The sequence below is a fragment of the Aminobacter sp. UC22_36 genome (assembly GCF_044056035.1).
Taxonomy (GTDB): domain Bacteria; phylum Pseudomonadota; class Alphaproteobacteria; order Rhizobiales; family Rhizobiaceae; genus Aminobacter.
The window spans coordinates 338307-355989 of the sequence record NZ_CP171996.1; the positions used below are offsets into that span (position 1 = coordinate 338307).

Sequence of the window (17683 nt, forward strand, 5' to 3'; positions counted from 1 at the left end):
GGTGGTGGTTTTGGCCATGGTTTTGGTCGAAAGCAGGGACGCGGTTCCCGCGCCCGGCACGATGGTTGGCATCGTGGCCGGGGAAGTCGAATGCGAAAAGCGCCATCAAGAGGCCGCGCATCGGAGGAATCCCTGTTCGCCGCCGCTTTTATCCGGTTTGTATGGAGAGTCAATCGTGCGCGCCGCTTGAAGCTGCGCCCGCCAATATCAAATTAGAGTTGCCTTGCATGTTCGGAGGATTACTCTCGGTGCACTGAGCGACGGGATGAGGCCGATGGACATGCCAGCCGAAGCGAAGGTGCCGGTAGCTGCAGTCATCAACGGTCGCCATGGCAGCCTCCGGCCATTGGGTGCGTCGGATGCTTCGATGCTTTATCGCCATTCGCATGATGACAACGTCGCAACCACCTGGGCCGAGATGAAGGTCGGGCCGTTTGTCGACGAAGCTGCATTTGCCCAGCACATCGACGATCTCGTGTCCGACCCGAAGCGGGCGTTTTTCGGGGTTGTCGATCTCGAGGGCGCCATACTGGGCTGGCTGTGCCTGATGGAGGCCCGGGTGGCGCATCAAGTTGTCGAACTCGGCTACGTGCTCTTTACCAGCGGGATACAACGCACGACGCTGGCCACCGAGGCACTCTATCTCGTCATTCGCCACGTGTTCGAGGAGCTTGGCTATCGCCGTCTCGAATGGACTTGCACTGCCCAAAACAACCGGTCTCGCGTCGCCGCAGACCGGCTCGGTTTCACCTATGAGGGGACGCTGCGCGAAGGCTTGCTGCTCAAGGGGCTGCCGAGAGACATCTGCATGTATTCGATGCTGTCGTCGGAATGGCCATCCCGCCGCACGACGATGGAGCAGTGGCTCGATCCCGCCAATTTCAGCGATGGCAGGCAGTTGCGCTCGATGAACGAAATCAGAGCGGATCTGTAGCCTCCATCAGTCCTGCCAGGCAGCGACGACTTACTTTTCCTTCATCCGGACGCGCGGGAACCGCAGTGGCGGCCATTCTTCGGTCGGCTGGGGCTGGGCGAGCAGCGTGGTGAGTTCGGCCGGCAGGCTGGCCAGTGCCTTCTTCGAGCCGATGCCATCGACGATGCTGAGAATGCTGTCGTAGAATTCGACGCCCATCGCCGACTTGGGCGGCATGGCTTCATGCATGACGCTGATCACCGTCACGCCGGGGCAATTGTCCTTGATCACCTGGTGGAATGCGATCTTGGCCTCAAGATCGAGGGCTGCGGTCGCTTCGTCGAGGAACAGCAGCCCGGGCTGCAAAAGCAGGATGCGGGCGGCCACCAGCTTCTGCTTTTGACCGCCTGACAGAAGCTGGTCCCAGCTTTTGCCCTGGCGGGTTTCGTCGTCGAGATGCTCAATGAAGTCGCCAAGGCCGGCCTTGTGCATGGCGACCGCTACCTTCGCCTCGGAGTGGTTGCCGGGGTGGTCGGGCAGGCAGACGAGCTGCTTGAGCGAGACCTGTGGCAGCTTGACGTCCTGGGTGGCGTAGAACGACCTGGTGCCTTCGGGAAAGACGATGACGCCACGGCCATATGGCCATAGTCCGTTGATCGCCTTGACCAGCGAGGTCTTGCCGCAGCCGGATTGGCCGGACACGAAGGTCCATTCGCCGCGGCGGAAGCGCAGATTGGAGACCGTCAGGAACGGGCTGGCCTCGCGGCCCTGGTGCATCAATTCGAGATTGCGGACCGTCAGGCCGAACAGGGCGTTCTGGCTGCCATAGCTGAACTCGGACTGGCCGGTGGCGGCATAGAATGCCGGCGGCTTCTGGACGTTTTCGATCGCCCTGGCGAGATCGGTGACGCGTTCGCTGTTGGCCCGCAGCGTGGCGATCGCCGGCATCACCTGAATGAACCACGAGCATTGGCTGATCAGCGAATTCACCAGCTCGGCGCCGGTGATGTAGCCCTTCAGGTTGATATGGCCGTGCATATAGGGAACGAGCCCCGGCCCATAGGCAACGATGCGGGCGGCGATGAAACCGTAGATCGATTCAAACGACATGTAGCCGGCATTGACGATGTTGAGGCGCGACCAGGTCTTGTCGATGTCGAGATAAAGCCGGTCATGCATCGAGCGCTGCACGTCTTCGCCGCGCGATGCCGCGACATGGAAGCTGCGCCGCAGCAGGATCGTCAGTTCACCACGATAGCTGCCTTCGGCCTGCTGCATGCGGATGCTGAGGCGTTCCATCACGCCGCCGAGCTTCATCGCGATGATGGTGTTGAGCGGCACGTAGGCGGCAACTGCGGCAAAGGCCAGAACGACGCTGCCATAAACGCCGAGAAACTCCAGTCCCGGCACCACCGTCGAGGTTTCGAGCAGTTTCTGGCCGACAAACAACAATGACGTGGCAACGCCCATCACGCCCATGGCGAGCCCGATCGCGCCGCCGGTCATGCCCTTGATCGAATCCTGGACGCGCTGGTCGATATTGTCGGGCGCCACGCCCAAGCCGTCAGCGCTGCCGGCATTGTGCTGGACATGGAAATGGGTGTGATTGGGATCGAGCAGGGCGGCGTTGAAGCGATTGTTCAGCCAGCCACGCCACTTGCGGTGCAAGGTGGTGGAGAAGAGGTGCCGGATGCCGATGAAGCCTGCATCCTTGATCACAACGAGAAGAAGCAATGTTCCGGCACTGGTCAGCAGCGACGCCAGGGGCGCCATGTTGGCCGGGTCGTGGAAGAAAGCGATCGAATTGACCAACTCGCCAGAAGCTTCGGCCATCCACACGCTGGCCTTGCTGGAAAGTGCGGTGAGGAGGGCGATCACCAGCGTCAGCCCCCAGGCTTCCTTCCAGCGATCCGAGAACCAGTAGGCCCGCATCAGGCCCCAGAAGCTTCGCATCGCTGAAACCGGCGTCAGCGGAGGCGGCCTAGCGGCGCCGCGACGCCATCTGTTCAGCGATGGATCTCGAGGTCTGTCGACCCGAATCACAGTTCCTTACCCCATGCCCTTTGCCTATCGAAAGGGTAACACGAGTTGAGCATTTCACAGTCAACATATGGTTACCGGCTAATCAACGCGCCGCGAGCGTTGCGTGAGGGCAACGCTCTCACGCAAGCTCCGATAGCCCGCACAGACGCCACTGGAGCTTGCGGCGCAGGGGAACTTGGAACACTGTCTGGCTCGCGATTCACGGGGGCGACAGATGCGCGGGGAAGTGCTGCACTACGATCAGGCTCAGGGTTTCGGCTTCATCGCCGGGACTGACGGCAACCGCTACACCTTTGCCCGTGAGGACCTCAGGGGCACGGCAATACCCGGCAAGGGCACCCAGATCGAGTTTCAGCCGAGCGGCAGCCAGGCACGCGACGTGTTTGCGATCCACGCCCCGGTCGCTGTTGCGCAAATGGCTGCGGCGCCGGCGGCGGCAACGTCGGTGCCCCAGTTCGGCCGCCGGGGCGCCGACCAGGCAGTTTCTGCGTTCAGTGGTGCGGTCGCCGCAGGGGAGCCAGCCTCGACCGGGCTGTGGTCATACTTCTGGCGCGCCCTTACCACCAACTATGTCAGCTTCCGCGCACGCGCGCGGCGCAAGGAATATTGGGGCTATTTCCTGTTCTGGGCGATCTCGGCCGTCGCGCTGTCGGCCATCGGCTTCGGCATCGATGGTGCGCTCGGCAATCTCGATGCGGGCATGGAGGAACCAATCGCCGGCTTGGCGCTGCCCGGCCTGTTTGTACTGGCGACGCTCTTGCCCGGCATTGCCGTCACCATCCGCCGCATTCACGACCTCGGCCTGTCGGGATGGTTCTACCTGTTGATCCTGCTGCCCTATGTCGGCGGTCTGATCATCTTGGTGTTCTCGCTGTTGCCGTCGCAGAAGCACGAAAACAAATGGGGTCCGGTGCCGGCGGGGGTGCGGATTCCAGCGCCCTACGTGCCTTCCGCCTAGAGCAAGTCCACAAGCACAAAAGAAAACGGCGCCGCTTGGGCGCCGTTTTCGCTTCATCGACCTGTTATCAGGCGAAGAACTTCGCGATGATGGCGTCGCCCATCGCAGTGGTGCCGACTTCGGTCTTGCCTTCGGACATGATGTCCTTGGTGCGCAGGCCGTCGTCGAGCACGGAAGCGATCGCCGCTTCGAGCCGGTCGGCCTCGGCGACCATGTTGAACGAATAGCGCAGGCACATGGCAAACGACGCGATCATGGCGATCGGGTTGGCGATGCCCTTGCCGGCGATGTCGGGCGCCGAGCCGTGCACCGGCTCGTACAGCGCCTTGCGCTTGCCGGTCACGGCATCCGGCGCGCCAAGCGAAGCCGAAGGCAGCATGCCGAGTGAGCCGGTCAGCATCGCGGCGACGTCCGACAGCATGTCGCCGAACAGATTGTCGGTGACGATGACGTCGAACTGCTTGGGCCAACGGACCAGCTGCATGCCGCCGGCGTCGGCCAGCATGTGGTCGAGCTTGACGTCGGCGTACTTGGCCTTGTGGGTGGCGGTCACCACCTCGTTCCACAGCACGCCCGACTTCATGACATTGCGCTTTTCCATCGACGTCACGCGGTTCTGGCGCGTGCGCGCCAGTTCGAAGGCGACGCCCGAAATGCGCTCGATCTCGAAGGTGTCGTAGACCTGGGTGTCGATGCCGCGCTTCTGGCCATTGCCAAGGTCGATGATCTGCTTGGGTTCGCCGAAATAGACGCCGCCGGTCAGTTCGCGCACGATGAGGATGTCGAGGCCCTCGACCACTTCCTGCCGGAGCGAGGACGACGAGGCGAGCGCGGGATAGCAGATCGCCGGACGCAGGTTGGCGAACAGCTCCATGTCCTTGCGCAGGCGCAAAAGGCCAGCCTCGGGGCGCACCTCGTAGGGCACGGCATCCCACTTCGGGCCGCCGACGGCGCCGAACAGCACGGCGTCCGCCGCCATCGCCTTGGCCATGTCGGCATCGGAGATCGCCTGGCCGTGCGCGTCATAGGCCGAGCCGCCGACAAGGCCTTCCTCGGTGGCGAAGCCGGTGCCGAGCTTCTCGTTCATTGCGGTAATCAGCTTGCGGACCTCGGCCATGGCCTCGGGGCCAATGCCGTCGCCGGGCAGGAGAAGAAGATTGCGCGTCGCCATGGAAAGCCTTTCCGAAAGATGCGTGAACCGCGGTCTTGCTAGCCTTGGCGGGGCGTCGGTGCAAGCAAGAAAGGCGTGGATTTCTTGAATCTCGGGTGCGGGACTATCCGATCTCCAGCAACAGGGCACGGTGGTCGGAGACCTCGGGCGCGGCTACGACCTCGAAGCTGCGCACGTCGACATTGTCGCTGACCAGCACGTAGTCGGCGAAGCGCGGCGTCTTGCGATAGAACGACGTCCGGGTGTCGGTGAAGCCGCGCGTGGTCACCAGCTCGGTCAGCCCGATGTCGCGCAGGGTCGCGAGCATCCGGCTTTCGGGCAGCACGTTGAAATCGCCGCACACCACCAGTCGGTCGTCCTTGTTGCGTATCCTGCCGATCAGTTCGATCAGCCTGGACGTCTGAGCATCGCGGGCCGGTGTGTCGCCCTTGCCGTCGAGTTCGCGCAGGCCATGGAGGTGGACAATCACTGTCGTTCTCCGCGTGGCATAGTCGTGCAGCCTGAGTGCATGGGCGTTGCGCGAGCGTGGATGTGCTCCGAAGTCATCGGCCGAGAAGACGCCGTGGATGAAATCCTGCGCCTGGCCGACAATGGGGAGCGTGTTACGCACGAAGGTCGCCAGCCCCCATTCCGACAGTATCGCCCGCTCGCCGTCATAGAGCGGGCCGCGGGCGGCGGGGCAGAAGAAGGCTTGAAAGCAGGGCAATGCCTCGGCCACCTCGCCAAACAGGTTCGCCCGCTGCGGAAGCTCGGCGCCGCCGTCGCGATAGATCAGCCATGGCAACGTGGCATCAGGCGTGTTCGTCACTTCCTGCAGGCAGAGCACATCGGGGTCGGCGTCCCTGACGTAGGACACCAGTTCCTCGCCGAGCCTGCCGCCCCAGCCATTCAGCGATAGGATGCGCAAGCGGATCTCCCCAAATCCGGTTGGTCACGTGCGCTTCAGCGCCGTCACCTCGATCTCGATCTTCATCTCGGGCTTGTTGAGCTGGCAGACGATCATCGTTGCCGCCGGGCGGATGTCGCCGAAGGTCTCGCCCAGGATCGGGAACACCGCATCCACATAGGCCTGGTCGGCAATGTAGTAATGCGCTCGGACAACGTCGGCCATCTCGAAACCGCCGTCGGCAAGCGCCTTGGCAATGGTTGTCAGGCAGTTGCGCGCCTGCGCCTCGATGCTCTCCGGCATGGTCATCGTGGCATAGTCGTAGCCTGTGGTGCCTGAGACAAAGCACCAGTCGCCCTGGACCACGGCGCGCGAATAGCCCGCGGTCTTCTCGAAAGGCGAACCTGTCGAAATGAGCTTGCGCATGAGTTGATCCCTTATAGTTGCGGCGCGAAAGCCTTGGTCATGGCGTCCTTGAACTCGGCTGGCCATTTGGCCAGTGCCGGCCACGCCTTTGGCTCGGGCGTGTCGGTCTCCTGCGCGAAATAGAGCTTCCTGGCCTTCGCATCGATTGCCATGAAACCGTTGCCGCCGCCGCAGGCATGCGGGATGCAGCCGCTGGCGTAGAAGGCGCCCGACGGCAGCTTTTCCGTGCCGCCGCTGACCAGCAGGCTGGTGGCGAATTCAGACATGCCGTCGCCGAGCAACTGTTGCGCAGCCTTGTAGACCGCCTCGTTCTTGAAGGCCGTGACGATACCGTCCTCGAACTTCTTCACATCGAGATCGGCCCAGTCGGTGCCGGGCTGCGGCGCATAGGCGAGGTTGCCATGGAGCAAGAGGCCGCTTTCCGGCGACCACGCCCGCACCGGCAGCGTCTCGCCTGGCAGCGGATAGGGCACGAAGAAGATGTTGTCATTTGTTACGGCCGCCGGCGGCGCGCCGCATTCACCATCACCGACGACCGTCGACTGGATGCCGGCCTCGGTCTTCCATGCCAGCACGGTTTCTGGGCCGCAGGCATTGCCGCCGTCGCCGAGCGCGAAGATCGCCACCTGGGTGTCGCTCACTTCCACCGTGCGGTCGTGGAAGGCGACATAGTTCCTGGCGATTTCCTTGCCTTCGTAGGCGACGACCTTTTCACCTTCGGCGTTCTCGACGATGGTGAAGTTGCCGCCTTCAAACGGGATCGTCTGCGGTTCACTGTCTTGGGCCTGCGCCGAAGACGCGGCGGTCAACGCCAGCGCGAATGTGGCAAGAAGGGCGGATGATTTCATTGTCTGCTCCTGGAGATCGACAGGCGATGTCACGCAGCGTGTCTGGTCGCGCGCCCCGAATCCCGAGGCGCGACCATGGCATGGAGCCGCAAGCCTGTCAGCCGCAGCCTGTTGTTCCAGCAAAAAGCCCCGCCGCGATGCTATCGGGCAGGGCTTTTCAGAATTTCAGCCTGAGGCTGACCGGCTACCGGAGATCAGGCCCAGGGGCGGTTCTCGGCAGCCTTCTTCTCGTAGCTGTCGATCGACTTCGCCTTTTCCATGGTCAGACCGATGTCGTCGAGGCCGTTGAGCAGGCAGTGGCGACGGAAATCGTCGAGGTCGAAGGCGACCACGCCGCCGTCAGGGCCGCGGATTTCCTTGGCTTCGAGATCGACCGACACGGTGGCGTTGGCGCCGCGCGAAGCGTCGTCCATCAGCTTGTCGAGGTCTTCCTGGCTGACGGTGATCGGCAGGATGCCGTTCTTGAAGCAGTTGTTGTAGAAAATGTCGGCGAACGACGTCGAGATCACGCAGCGGATGCCGAAGTCGAGCAGCGCCCACGGCGCATGTTCACGCGACGAGCCGCAGCCGAAATTGTCACCGGCGACCAGAATCTGCGCCTTGCGGTAGGCTGGCTTGTTGAGCACGAAATCGGGGTTTTCCGAACCGTCCTCATTGAAGCGCATTTCGGCGAAAAGCCCGGAGCCAAGGCCAGTGCGCTTGATCGTCTTGAGATAATCCTTGGGGATGATCATGTCGGTGTCGACATTGACGATCGGCAGCGGCGCTGCGACGCCGGTGAGCTTGGTGAATTTTTCCATGGCTTGGTGCCCGTCTGGCTGTTGCGGGGATTTCGGCTTGCCTCGCTTTACACAAGCTTGGCCGGGAATCAAAGCGTTTCGACGCTGCGGAAGCTTCGGTGCGCCTATATGCCGGACGGTGCACCAGCGCCCGCTGTGCATCCCGAACTGCAATTCGTCGCCGCGCTTCGGAGCGACCCCGCAAGCCCGAGCCCGCTATCTGCTACCGCAGATAACGGTCGCCACCCTGCCGCGAACCCCGTTCGGGGGCTTGCCGCACCGCGCATTTGCAACCGCGGCTTGTCACCGGGGGCGTCCTCGCGCTTTAACGGGCGGTGGGGGCTGAAAACCGACGCGCAACCCGGACAATTGGCGAGGACCGAATGAGAATGATCAAGGCAGTGCTTGCCGTGCTGCTGGTTGTAGCCGCCGCAATCGTTGTCGCCCGCCTACTGTTTCCGTTGCCGTCGATCAAGGATCGGCCTGTCGAAGCCGCCTTGCCGCCTGTCACCGACAGCACGCTTGCCAGGATGGTCGCGCAAGGCAGCGCCGAAAATCCCGGCAAGAGCGGCGTCCTGCCGATCGCCGCAGGCCATGATGCGATTGCCAGCCGCCTGTTCCTCGCCGGCATCGCCCAGCGCTCGATCGATGTGCAGTATTACATCTGGCACGACGACACTTCCGGCCGGCTGCTGCTCCGGGCGCTTTATGAGGCATCGAAGCGCGGTGTTCGCGTCCGGCTTCTGCTCGACGACAACGGCATTCCCGGGCTCGACCCGACGGTGGCCGCGCTCGACGCGCAGCCCAATTTCGACATCCGCCTGTTTAATCCCTCGATGGTCCGATCGCCCAAGCTGCTCGGCTATTCGTTCGATTTCTTCCGCATGAACCGGCGCATGCACAACAAGTCGTTCATCGTCGATGGCGTCGCAGCCATCGTTGGCGGGCGCAACATCGGCGACGAATATTTCAAGGTTGGCGACGGCACGTTCTATCTCGACCTCGACGTGCTTGGCGCCGGTGCCGTGGTCGAGGACACGTCGAAGGCCTTCGATCTCTACTGGAACAGCGGCTCTGTCTTTGCTTCCGACCAGATCGTCGATCCGTCCGCCGGCACGCTGGCGGCATTCCTGGAGGGAACGGACGAAGCAGCGTCGCGTCCTGCCGCAGCGAACTTCGTCCGGCCCGATGCGCCGGCCTACAACAAGCTGCGCAGCGGCGGGCTCGGCCTCGAATGGGTCGACGTCAAGCTGGTGGTCGACGATCCGGTCAAGGGTGAAGGCAAGGCCAGCAAGAACCAGCTCATGATCAGCCGGCTCGCCGAGGTGGTCGGGCCGGTGCGGCAGCGCCTCGACCTCGTTTCCGCCTATTTCGTGCCGGGCAAGGCTGGCGTCGATTACTTTGCCAATCTGGTGAAGGGCGGCGCCAAGGTGCGGATCCTGACCAATGCGCTCGAGACCACCGATGTCGCGATGGTGCATGCCGGCTATTCGAAATATCGTCGGGAAATGCTCGAAGACGGCATCGAGCTGTTCGAGCTCAAGCCAATGGCCGATGCCGCCCAGGGCGAGGAGGAGCTGAGCCTGACCGGTTCCTCGGGCGCCAGCCTGCATGCCAAGACTTTCGCCGCCGATGGCGATCGCGTCTTCATCGGCTCGTTCAATTTCGACCCGCGCTCGGCGCTGCTCAATTGCGAGATGGGCTTCCTCATCGGCAGCCCGCCGATGGCGCAGGCAATGTCGCAAGGCTTCGACACCAAGGTCGCGGCCGGCTCGTATCGGGTCTCGCTGGGCCCGGACGGCGCGATGCAGTGGTCGGAGAACGGACCCGGCAAGCCTGTCGTCACCTTCGACGACGAGCCGAACGCCTCGGTGGTCAAGCGGCTGATGGTAACGGCGTTCGGCTGGCTGCCCATCGAATGGCTGCTCTAGCTAGCCCAGTGCGTATGATGGAGAGGAGCCAGGAATGAGCAATCGGCAGGTGATCAGGCTGGTGTTGCTGGCTGCCGGAGTCGGTCTGCTCGCCGGCATATCAGCCGCGCTGACGCTGTGGCTGATGCAGAAGGTCAGCCATGCCGTCTGGTCGGTCAGCGATGCCATCTGGTACATCCCGCTGGTGACGGTCGCAGGCGGCGCCCTGATTGGCCTGACCCGCCTGCACGGCCCCAATCCCGACCTCGACCAGCAGATCGCGGCCGCCCAGGATCCCGCCCATCTCCACCGGCGCAACGCGCTGTTCATCGCGCTTGCCGCCATCGTCGCTGTTGGCTTCGGCGGCGCCATCGGGCCGGAGGCCGGATTGCTGGCCGTCGTCGCCGAATTGACCTCCGCGATCGCCATCGTCCTTGGCCGCAGCCATGCCGAACAGCGCGTCATCGGCGAGGCCGGCGTTTCGGGCGCGTTGTCGGGCCTGTTTGGCTCGCCGCTGGGGGCCGCCGCCTATGCCGACGACAAGCCGCAGGCGCCGCGCGCCTTGCTGGTGCTGGCAGCCCTTTGCGGCCTGCTCGGCTTTCTCCTCGCCAGCCGGTTCCTGTTCGACGGCGGGCTCCATCGCCTTGCCCTGCCGTCCTATGCGCCGGCCGGCGACGGCACCGACCTAGTGATGGCGATCTTCCCGGCGATCCTTGGCGCTGCCATCGGCATGGCCTTCCTGTTTCTGCATCCTGTCCTCAAGCACGCGATCGAAACCCGCGCGCCCTGGCCGTTCTGGCAGCCGGTCGCCGGCGGCATCGTCTTCGGCCTGCTGGCAATGGCGTTCCCGATTCTCAGGTTTTCCGGACACCACGAGATCGAGCCGATGCTGGCCTGGGCCGGTGGCGTCGGCATGGCGGCGCTGCTCCTGCTCGGCTTGCTCAAGGTCCTGGCGCTGAGCATCTGCCTGTCGACCGGCTGGCTCGGCGGGGGCGATGTTCCCGCTGATCTTTGCCGGTGCTGCTGCCGGTGCTGCGGCGCTCGCCGTGGTGCCCGGCATGGAGGTGTCGGTGGCGATCGCCGCGGGCATGGGTGCTGCCACCGCAGCGGGTCTCGGCCGGCCGATCGCCGCCGTGCTGATCATGCTGTTCATCGTCGACCCGGCGCTGTTCGGGCCGCTGTGCGTCGGTGCGCTGTTCGGTTATGCCGGCGGCTTGCTGGCGCCGAAGCCAGTGGCGCACTGAGGCTGTTGCGCTCTATTCGTTTTCGTCATCCGTGACGCGAAAGATGATCTGCTTGGCGACCGATGAGCACAGCACCACGAACAGGCCGATGCCGACCAGGGCGAAGAAGATGGTGAAGAGCTTGCCGAGCGCCGTGTGCGGCGCAAGATCGCCATAACCGACGGTGGCGAGCGTCATGACCGAGAAGTAGATCGCGTCCAGATAGCTCCAGCCCTCGATCCAGACGTAGAAGACGGACGCCACGGCGACAAGCGTCGAGGTAACGACCAGCAGGGTCCGGACCTGCGGATCGGCAAACGCGTCGCGCATGCCACGCGCAAGCGAGGCCAGATGCCATCCCGCGTGGTGCTTCTTGGGGTGCCGGTCCATGGCTTGCCTCCGCCGAGGCGGCCATCAAAGCAACCCGGCAGGTCCGCGTCCAGTCCGGCGACCCGTTACAGCAGCTCGCGCAGACCCGCAAACAGCCGCTCGATGCCCGCTTCGGTGGTGATCGTGCCGGGCGAAAGGCGCAGGATACGGCCGCGGCAATCGGTGAAAACACCACGCTCGCGCAGGCCGTTGACGACCGTCGCCGTGTCGGTCTCCGCAGGCAGGCGCAACATGATGCTGCCGCCACGCCGGCTGTCGTCGCGCGGGCTGGCAAGCGCCAGGCCCATGGCGTCGGCCTGGGCGATGATAGCGGTGCCGAGCTTGCGGTTGTGGGCGAGCAGAGCGACCTTGTCCTGTGCCGCATGCCATTCGAGTGCCGCCACCGAGCCGATGCAGGCCAGCGCCGACGGTGTGCCATGGTCGAAGCGGCGCGCATCGGGGGCATAGGCGAAGGCGTCGAGGTCCCAGGAGAAGATGTTGTCCTGGCTGAACCAACCGCGCAGTTCCGGCCGGCATTCGCTGAGCAGCGGCTCAGCGATATGGATGATGCCGGCGCCCGGCGTGCCGCACAGCCATTTCAGCGTCGTCGACACGGTGAAATCGACGGCCGGCGCGTCGACCCTGTAGGGGATCAGCCCGACGCCCTGGGTGATGTCGACGCCGACGAGGCTGCCCATCTGGCGGCCATGGGCCACCAGCCGGTCAAGGTCGCAGCGATGCGAGGCGGTCGACGTCACCTGGGTCAAAAGCGCCAGGCCGACATCCGCGCCCCATAACGCGATGACATCGTCGTCGTGGACCCAGCTTGCGCCCTCGCGCAACGGCACTGTGTCGAGTGTGAAGCCGAGGCGCGGCGCAAGCCCGGCGAGCAGGAAGTGCAGGCTCGGAAAGCAGTCGGCGGTCACCAGCACGCGGCGGCCGGCAAGATGGTGGCCAGGCAGCGCGCCGATCAGGCTGTAGAGTGCGGTGGTGACGTTCTCGGCCGAGGTCAACGTGCCCTTGGGCGCGCCGATCAGCTCGCTCCACAGCTCAATGAAACGCTGGCGTTTGCCGAGTGTCCGCATCCACTGGCCGTCGTCGAAGGCGCCCCAGCTCGACGCGAAGTCGGATAGCCCTGCCGCCATGGCTTCGGCCTTGCCGGGATACATGCCGATCGAGTGGTAAAGGAAATAGGCGGAGCCGTCAGGGGTGGTCATCGTGCAGAATTCCGTGTGGCTGTCAGGGGCTCAGCGCGCCGTCATCTGGCGCTTGCCGCGTTCTTCGAGAAAGCTCACCAGCCGAACCAGCGGCAGCAGGAAGACCAGATACATGGCGGCGGCGCCGATCAGCGGCGTCGGGTTGGCCATCAGCGCTTGGGCGTCGGTCGCCTGCTTCAACAGGTCGGGCATGGCAACGACCGAGGCGAGTGCTGTGTCCTTGAAGATCGAAACGCAGTTGCTGGTCAGCGGCGGGATGATGACGCGCAGCGCCTGCGGCAGGATCACCGTGCGCATCGTCGTCCAGAAGCCTATGCCCAGCGCCGAGGCTGCCTCGAACTGGCCCTTGGGCACGTTTTCGATTCCGGCGCGGCAGACCTCGGCGGTGAAGGCCGACAGCACCAGCGACAGCGCCAAGGTCGCTGCGGTGAAGGACGAAAAGCGGATGCCGACGAAGGGCAGCGCGTAATAGATCAGGATCAGCAGCACCAGGATCGGCATCGCCCTGAGGAAATCGACATAGGCGATGGCGAACAGCCGTACCGGTTTTCGGCCCGTAGAGCCGCATCAGGCAGACGAGCAGTCCGGCCGCGCCGCCGAAGATGATGCTGGCGACGCCGAGAAGAATGGTGTTGCCGACCCCGCGCATCAGCATCGGAAAACTGCGGACCAGTATGTCCCAGTTGAAGAAGGTGGTGATCAGGTCCATGGCGGGGTCCGGGAGCAGGACGCCGCGGCCTTGGGTGGCCGCAGCGTCGTTTCATCGGTTTGCGGATAGAGCCGTTGGCTCACTCGGCTTTCGGCAGCGGCATCTCGGTGGTCGTGCTGGTGCCGGCGTCCGGATCCGCGCCGAACCACTTCTTGTGGATCGCGGCCATCGTCCCGTCAGCCTTCATCTTGGAGACAGCGTCGTTGGCGGCAACGATCGCCGGATGGTCCTTGCGCGCCATCATGGCGAAACGCTCGCCGGTCGGGATTCGCACCAGTACCTTGAAGCCCGGCGTCTTGGTCATGGCATATTGGAAGCCGGCGAGTTCGCCGGCGCCACCGTCGACACGCTGGGCCTGGATGTCGAGCAGCAGGTCCTGCTGGGCGTTGTAGCTACGCACCTCGGCCAAGCCGAGCTTTTCGGTGTTTTCCTTGGCCCAGGCTTCGCCAGTGGTGCCGGCGACGACGCCAATGACCTTGCCCTTCAGGCCGTCGAGGCCGGTGATGTCGGACGCCTCGCGTCCGATGACCGTGCCGTCGCCGTCATAATAAGGCTGGGTGAACGACTGGTTCTGCAGGCGCTCGTTGTTGACCGAGATCGACGACACGGCGAAGTCGATGCGGCCCGAGCTGGAGGCGGCGAAGAGCGCCTGGAAGCCCATGTCCTGGAATTCGACCGGGCGGCCGAGGCGCTTGGCGACTTCGGTCGCGACGTCGATTTCGAAGCCTTCGAAGCTGCCGCTCTCGGTCTTGAACTCCCATGGCGGGTTGGCCGGGTAGGCGCCGACGACGAGCTTTTCCTGGGCGACGACTGGTGCCGACAGCGCAAGCGTGAAGGCCATGGCGATGCCGGCCGCGAGTTTAGACAATGTCAATTTCTTCCTCCCTTTGAACGATTGGCTAGACAGGCGACGCAGTTGGCGGTCGCATGCCATAGCTCGGTGCTTCTTCAAGCATATAAGTATGCATCAGCATAATGCGGCGGTGGTCCAGGGCGTTACCGACACAGCTGCGATATCTGTCGCTCGTCGTCCCGGCTGTGGCCGGGTTCGACAACCTGTGCCTTGCCTTGCATGCGTATGAGGGCTCCGGCACGTGTTCCAGGCAAGCCATCGTTGCCGATGCGCGAGCATGCAATTTCGATCCTACCCTTTGGGTCTCCTCCGTCCTCCTCAGGTAGATATTTGCATATGCATTTAATTTCGTCCAGATGGTTGTTGGCATGATGCCCTGGGGGGAGGCGGCGTCGGCTTTGCGCTGCCGCCGCGCGATGGACAGCCTTGGCCCAAACGAAAACGGCCGCGGATCGCTTTGACGATCCACGGCCGCTTGATGCGGGAGGGTGCTGGACGTCAGGCGCGGTTGAGCGCCATCACGCCTGTTTCGGTGCCGGTCAGGCGGCGCGAGCGGCCGTCGGCACCGACGACCATCTGGATGCGGCGTCGCTCCGACGAAAACAGCTTCGACGTTGATACGTCCACCGGCGGGTTGAAGGCGATGGTGACGCGCCACAGATCCGGCTTGATCGTCTCCTCGAGGCCGATGACGCGCCCCTTGGCCGGATTGCCGTTGAAGGTGCCCGACACCGTTTCACCGACGGCGAAGGGTACGCCACCGGCGGCCTGTTCAGCCCAGGTGTCGTTGGGACGCGCGGCCAGCGTGTTCCAGTCGCGCACGCCTTGCTGGCGGGCGACGAGTTCAAGCGCCTTGGCGTGGCTGATGGCGATGCCTTCGCCAGCGAGCGCGTCGCGCAGCCTGCGGGCATTGGTTTTGTAGTCTTGACCTGTGGTCATGGTTTCGCTCCTTCGCGATGCGCGAACGGCGTGGTGAAAGTCGGGAGCCCGCATTGCCGCTTCGGCCGTCGCATCGACAGGGAAACGAATATTTTGAAGGGAAGCTTCACCGTGCCTTGCGGCTGCGGGCGGCAGGGGCTTCCCGCCCTTGACCGCCATCAGATAGGGAGAAGCCGGCGCGCCGTCAATGAGGGCGCGCCAAAGGCTGGGTCAGGCGGCCTTGTCCCACACCGGCGCCAGCCCACCCGGACTGACGATGCGCCCGCCCGGCACGGCCAGCGCATGGATCGCGGCCATCTCGTCTGCCGACAATTCGAAATCGAAGATGGCGAAATTCTCCGGCAGGCGCGACAGCGTCGCCGTCTTGGTCAGCGCCACCACGCCGTCCTGCTGCGCCAGCCAGCGCAGCACCACTTGTGCCGCCGTCTTGCCGTGGCTGGCGCCGATCTGCGTCAGCACGGGATCGGAAATCACCTTGCCGTCGGCCATGGCGTAGTAGGCGGTAACAGACATGCCGGCCTTGCGTGCCGCTTCGAGCACCGCGGTCTGGTCGAGATAAGGGTGGTACTCGACCTGATTGGTCACCAGCGGCGCTTGGCTCAGTTTCATCGCCTCGGCCATCAGCGCGGTATTGAAGTTGGAGACGCCGATGTGGCGGACCTTGCCGGCCTTGCTGACCTCGTTCAGCGCGCCGATCTGCTCGGTCAGCGGCACTTGGTCGTTCGGCCAATGCAGCAACAACAGGTCGACATGGTCGGTGCGAAGCTTCTTCAGACTGTCGTCGACCGATTTCACAAATGCGCCGTGCTGGTATTTGTCGACCCAGACCTTGGTGGTCAGGAAGATGTCCGACCGGGCCACGCCCGAGCCGGCGATGGCCTGGCCGACCTCGGCCTCGTTGCCATAGATCTGGGCGGTGTCGATGTGACGGAAGCCTTGCCGGATTGCCTCGGGCACCACTTTCAGGACCTCGGCGCCGGGCATGCGGAAGGTGCCGAAGCCCAGGGCAGGAATTGTCGCGCCATTGGCGGTAACGAGTTTCATAGTGTTCTCCTTGAGGGGAAATTGGCGACGGGGGAGGGAAAACGGGCGGGTGGCTCCGCCCTTTAGGTAGGTCGGGAGTAAAGCTGGTCAGTCATCTTCAGCCGGCATCCTAAGCCGGTTGGCACAGCAGTTCCTGGCGCCGGTCGAGCGCGCCGCTCCACACGGTCAGGACAAACGCACCGGCGACCAGAACGGCGCCGACCCAGGGCGTCGCGCCGAGGCCGAGCGGCGAGGCGACAACCACGCCGCCGATCCAGGCGCCCAGTGCGATGCCGAGATTGAAGGCGGCGATGTTCAGCGCCGAAGCGACGTCGACGGCGCCCGGACGATGCTCCTTGGCCAGCTGCACGACATAGAGCTGCAGGCCCGGCACATTGGCGAAGGACAGGAAGCCGAGCCCGGCAAGCGTCGCCGGCGTCCACATCGGCGACACGGCGGTGAACGAAAACAGCACCAGCACCGCGGCCTGCAGCGCAAACAGCACGGTCAGCGCCTTGACCGGGTTGCGGTCGGCGATGCGGCCGCCGGCGATGTTGCCGACGGCAATCGCAAGGCCATAGAGCACCAGGATCAGGCCGACACTCGAGGCCTGGAAGCCGGTGACCTGCTCCAGGATCGAGGCAAGATAGGTGAAGGTGACGAAGGTGCCGCCATAACCGAGCGCGGTCATGGCGAAGACGAGCAGCAGCCGGCCGGAGCCCAGCACGCGGACCTGGTCGAGCAGGCTCGACGGCGCCGCCTTGTTCAGGGTCGAAGGCAGCAGGGCGGCGATGCCGGCGAAGGCAATAACGCCGAGCAACGACACACCCCAGAAGGTGGCACGCCAGCCGAAGGTCTGGCCGATGAAGGTGCCGAGCGGCACGCCGGTGACGATCGCCACCGTCAGACCCATGAACATCATGGCAATTGCCGAGGCGCGGCGGTTTTCCGGCACCAGGTCGGCGGCGATCGTTGCGCCGACCGAGAAGAACACGCCATGCGCGAAGGCCGACAGCACGCGCGCGACCAGCAGCAGCTCGTAGCTGGGGCTCAGCGCAGCTGCCGTGTTGCCAACGACGAACAGCGCCATCAGTCCGAGCAGCAGCGGCTTGCGTTCGATCCGGCCGGTGAGCGCGGTCAGCATCGGCGCGCCGAAGGTGACGCCGAGTGCATAGACGCTGACGATCAAGCCGGCGAGCGGCAGCGTGATGTGGAGATCCTGGGCCACCGTCGGCAAAAGCCCGACGATGACGAATTCGGTCGTGCCGATCGCATAGGCTGCGATGGTGAGCGCGAAAATGGCAAGAGGCATGAGAACACCGTTCCCGCCCGCTGGCAGCGGGTGGACTTTCGGGCGGCTTGGACCGCCGTGTTGATGATCTTCGCCATATGGGGTGAGGGGACTTGCGCAATAAT

At 64.2% G+C, this 17683-nt stretch carries 16 protein-coding genes and 1 pseudogene; 4 read left to right on the forward strand and 13 right to left on the reverse strand.

Going from position 1 to position 17683, the window contains the following annotated elements:
- Positions 1-274: 274 nt before the first annotated feature.
- Positions 275-934, forward strand: coding sequence for a GNAT family N-acetyltransferase (locus tag ACHMW7_RS04560; RefSeq protein ID WP_395449170.1), 660 nt, complete (start codon positions 275-277; stop codon positions 932-934).
- Positions 935-964: 30 nt separating this feature from the next.
- On the opposite strand, the gene ACHMW7_RS04565 is transcribed toward ACHMW7_RS04560, so the two are convergent.
- Complete coding sequence (locus ACHMW7_RS04565) at positions 965-2866, reverse strand: ABC transporter ATP-binding protein/permease (RefSeq protein WP_395449171.1); 1902 nt, start codon at positions 2864-2866, stop codon at positions 965-967.
- Between the two features lie 304 nt (positions 2867-3170).
- On the opposite strand from ACHMW7_RS04565, the gene ACHMW7_RS04570 reads away from it, so the two are divergent.
- Entirely contained in the window at positions 3171-3914 is a 744-nt protein-coding gene (locus ACHMW7_RS04570) for a DUF805 domain-containing protein (protein WP_395449172.1), read from the forward strand.
- 67 nt (positions 3915-3981) lie between these two features.
- Here the strand turns inward: ACHMW7_RS04570 and leuB are convergent, their stop codons facing one another.
- The 5 genes from leuB to leuD all read right to left on the reverse strand — a co-directional run bounded on the left by leuB (position 3982) and on the right by leuD (position 8045).
- Complete coding sequence (gene leuB, locus ACHMW7_RS04575; RefSeq protein ID WP_395449173.1) at positions 3982-5085, reverse strand: 3-isopropylmalate dehydrogenase; 1104 nt, start codon at positions 5083-5085, stop codon at positions 3982-3984.
- A gap of 103 nt (positions 5086-5188) precedes the next feature.
- On the reverse strand, positions 5189-5992 hold the full coding sequence (locus ACHMW7_RS04580; protein ID WP_395449174.1) for an endonuclease/exonuclease/phosphatase family protein: 804 nt from the start codon (positions 5990-5992) through the stop codon (positions 5189-5191).
- 24 nt (positions 5993-6016) lie between these two features.
- On the reverse strand, positions 6017-6397 hold the full coding sequence (locus ACHMW7_RS04585) for a RidA family protein (RefSeq protein ID WP_395449175.1): 381 nt from the start codon (positions 6395-6397) through the stop codon (positions 6017-6019).
- Between the two features lie 11 nt (positions 6398-6408).
- Positions 6409-7245, reverse strand: a complete 837-nt coding sequence (locus ACHMW7_RS04590; protein WP_395449176.1) for a hypothetical protein — start codon at positions 7243-7245, stop codon at positions 6409-6411.
- A 194-nt stretch (positions 7246-7439) separates the two neighbouring features.
- Positions 7440-8045, reverse strand: coding sequence for a 3-isopropylmalate dehydratase small subunit (gene leuD, locus ACHMW7_RS04595; protein ID WP_395449177.1), 606 nt, complete (start codon positions 8043-8045; stop codon positions 7440-7442).
- Positions 8046-8407: 362 nt separating this feature from the next.
- Between leuD and ACHMW7_RS04600 the strand changes: the two genes are divergently transcribed.
- Together ACHMW7_RS04600 and ACHMW7_RS04605 are read left to right on the forward strand one after the other, a co-directional pair.
- A complete protein-coding gene (locus ACHMW7_RS04600; protein ID WP_395449178.1) occupies positions 8408-9955 on the forward strand; it encodes a phospholipase D family protein in 1548 nt (515 codons plus the stop codon).
- 34 nt (positions 9956-9989) lie between these two features.
- Entirely contained in the window at positions 9990-11213 is a 1224-nt protein-coding gene (locus ACHMW7_RS04605) for a chloride channel protein (protein WP_395449179.1), read from the forward strand.
- On the opposite strand, the gene ACHMW7_RS04610 is transcribed toward ACHMW7_RS04605, so the two are convergent.
- The 7 genes and pseudogenes from ACHMW7_RS04610 to ACHMW7_RS04640 all read right to left on the reverse strand — a co-directional run bounded on the left by ACHMW7_RS04610 (position 11191) and on the right by ACHMW7_RS04640 (position 17579).
- Positions 11191-11547, reverse strand: coding sequence for a potassium channel family protein (locus ACHMW7_RS04610; RefSeq protein ID WP_395449180.1), 357 nt, complete (start codon positions 11545-11547; stop codon positions 11191-11193). The genes ACHMW7_RS04605 and ACHMW7_RS04610 overlap by 23 nt on opposite strands.
- Before the next feature lie 65 nt (positions 11548-11612).
- On the reverse strand, positions 11613-12743 hold the full coding sequence (locus ACHMW7_RS04615; protein ID WP_395449181.1) for an aminotransferase class V-fold PLP-dependent enzyme: 1131 nt from the start codon (positions 12741-12743) through the stop codon (positions 11613-11615).
- A gap of 30 nt (positions 12744-12773) precedes the next feature.
- A pseudogene (locus ACHMW7_RS04620) lies at positions 12774-13452 on the reverse strand (amino acid ABC transporter permease).
- 79 nt (positions 13453-13531) lie between these two features.
- Positions 13532-14293 carry an ABC transporter substrate-binding protein gene (locus tag ACHMW7_RS04625; RefSeq protein WP_395451260.1) on the reverse strand — a complete coding sequence of 254 codons (762 nt, stop codon included), beginning with the start codon at positions 14291-14293 and terminating at the stop codon, positions 13532-13534.
- A 510-nt stretch (positions 14294-14803) separates the two neighbouring features.
- Positions 14804-15244, reverse strand: coding sequence for a glyoxalase superfamily protein (locus ACHMW7_RS04630; RefSeq protein ID WP_395449182.1), 441 nt, complete (start codon positions 15242-15244; stop codon positions 14804-14806).
- Positions 15245-15454: 210 nt separating this feature from the next.
- Positions 15455-16288, reverse strand: coding sequence for an aldo/keto reductase (locus ACHMW7_RS04635; protein ID WP_395449183.1), 834 nt, complete (start codon positions 16286-16288; stop codon positions 15455-15457).
- 109 nt (positions 16289-16397) lie between these two features.
- Positions 16398-17579: an MFS transporter gene (locus ACHMW7_RS04640; RefSeq protein ID WP_395449184.1), complete on the reverse strand. Its 1182-nt coding sequence runs from the start codon at positions 17577-17579 to the stop codon at positions 16398-16400.
- Positions 17580-17683 lie beyond the last annotated feature (104 nt).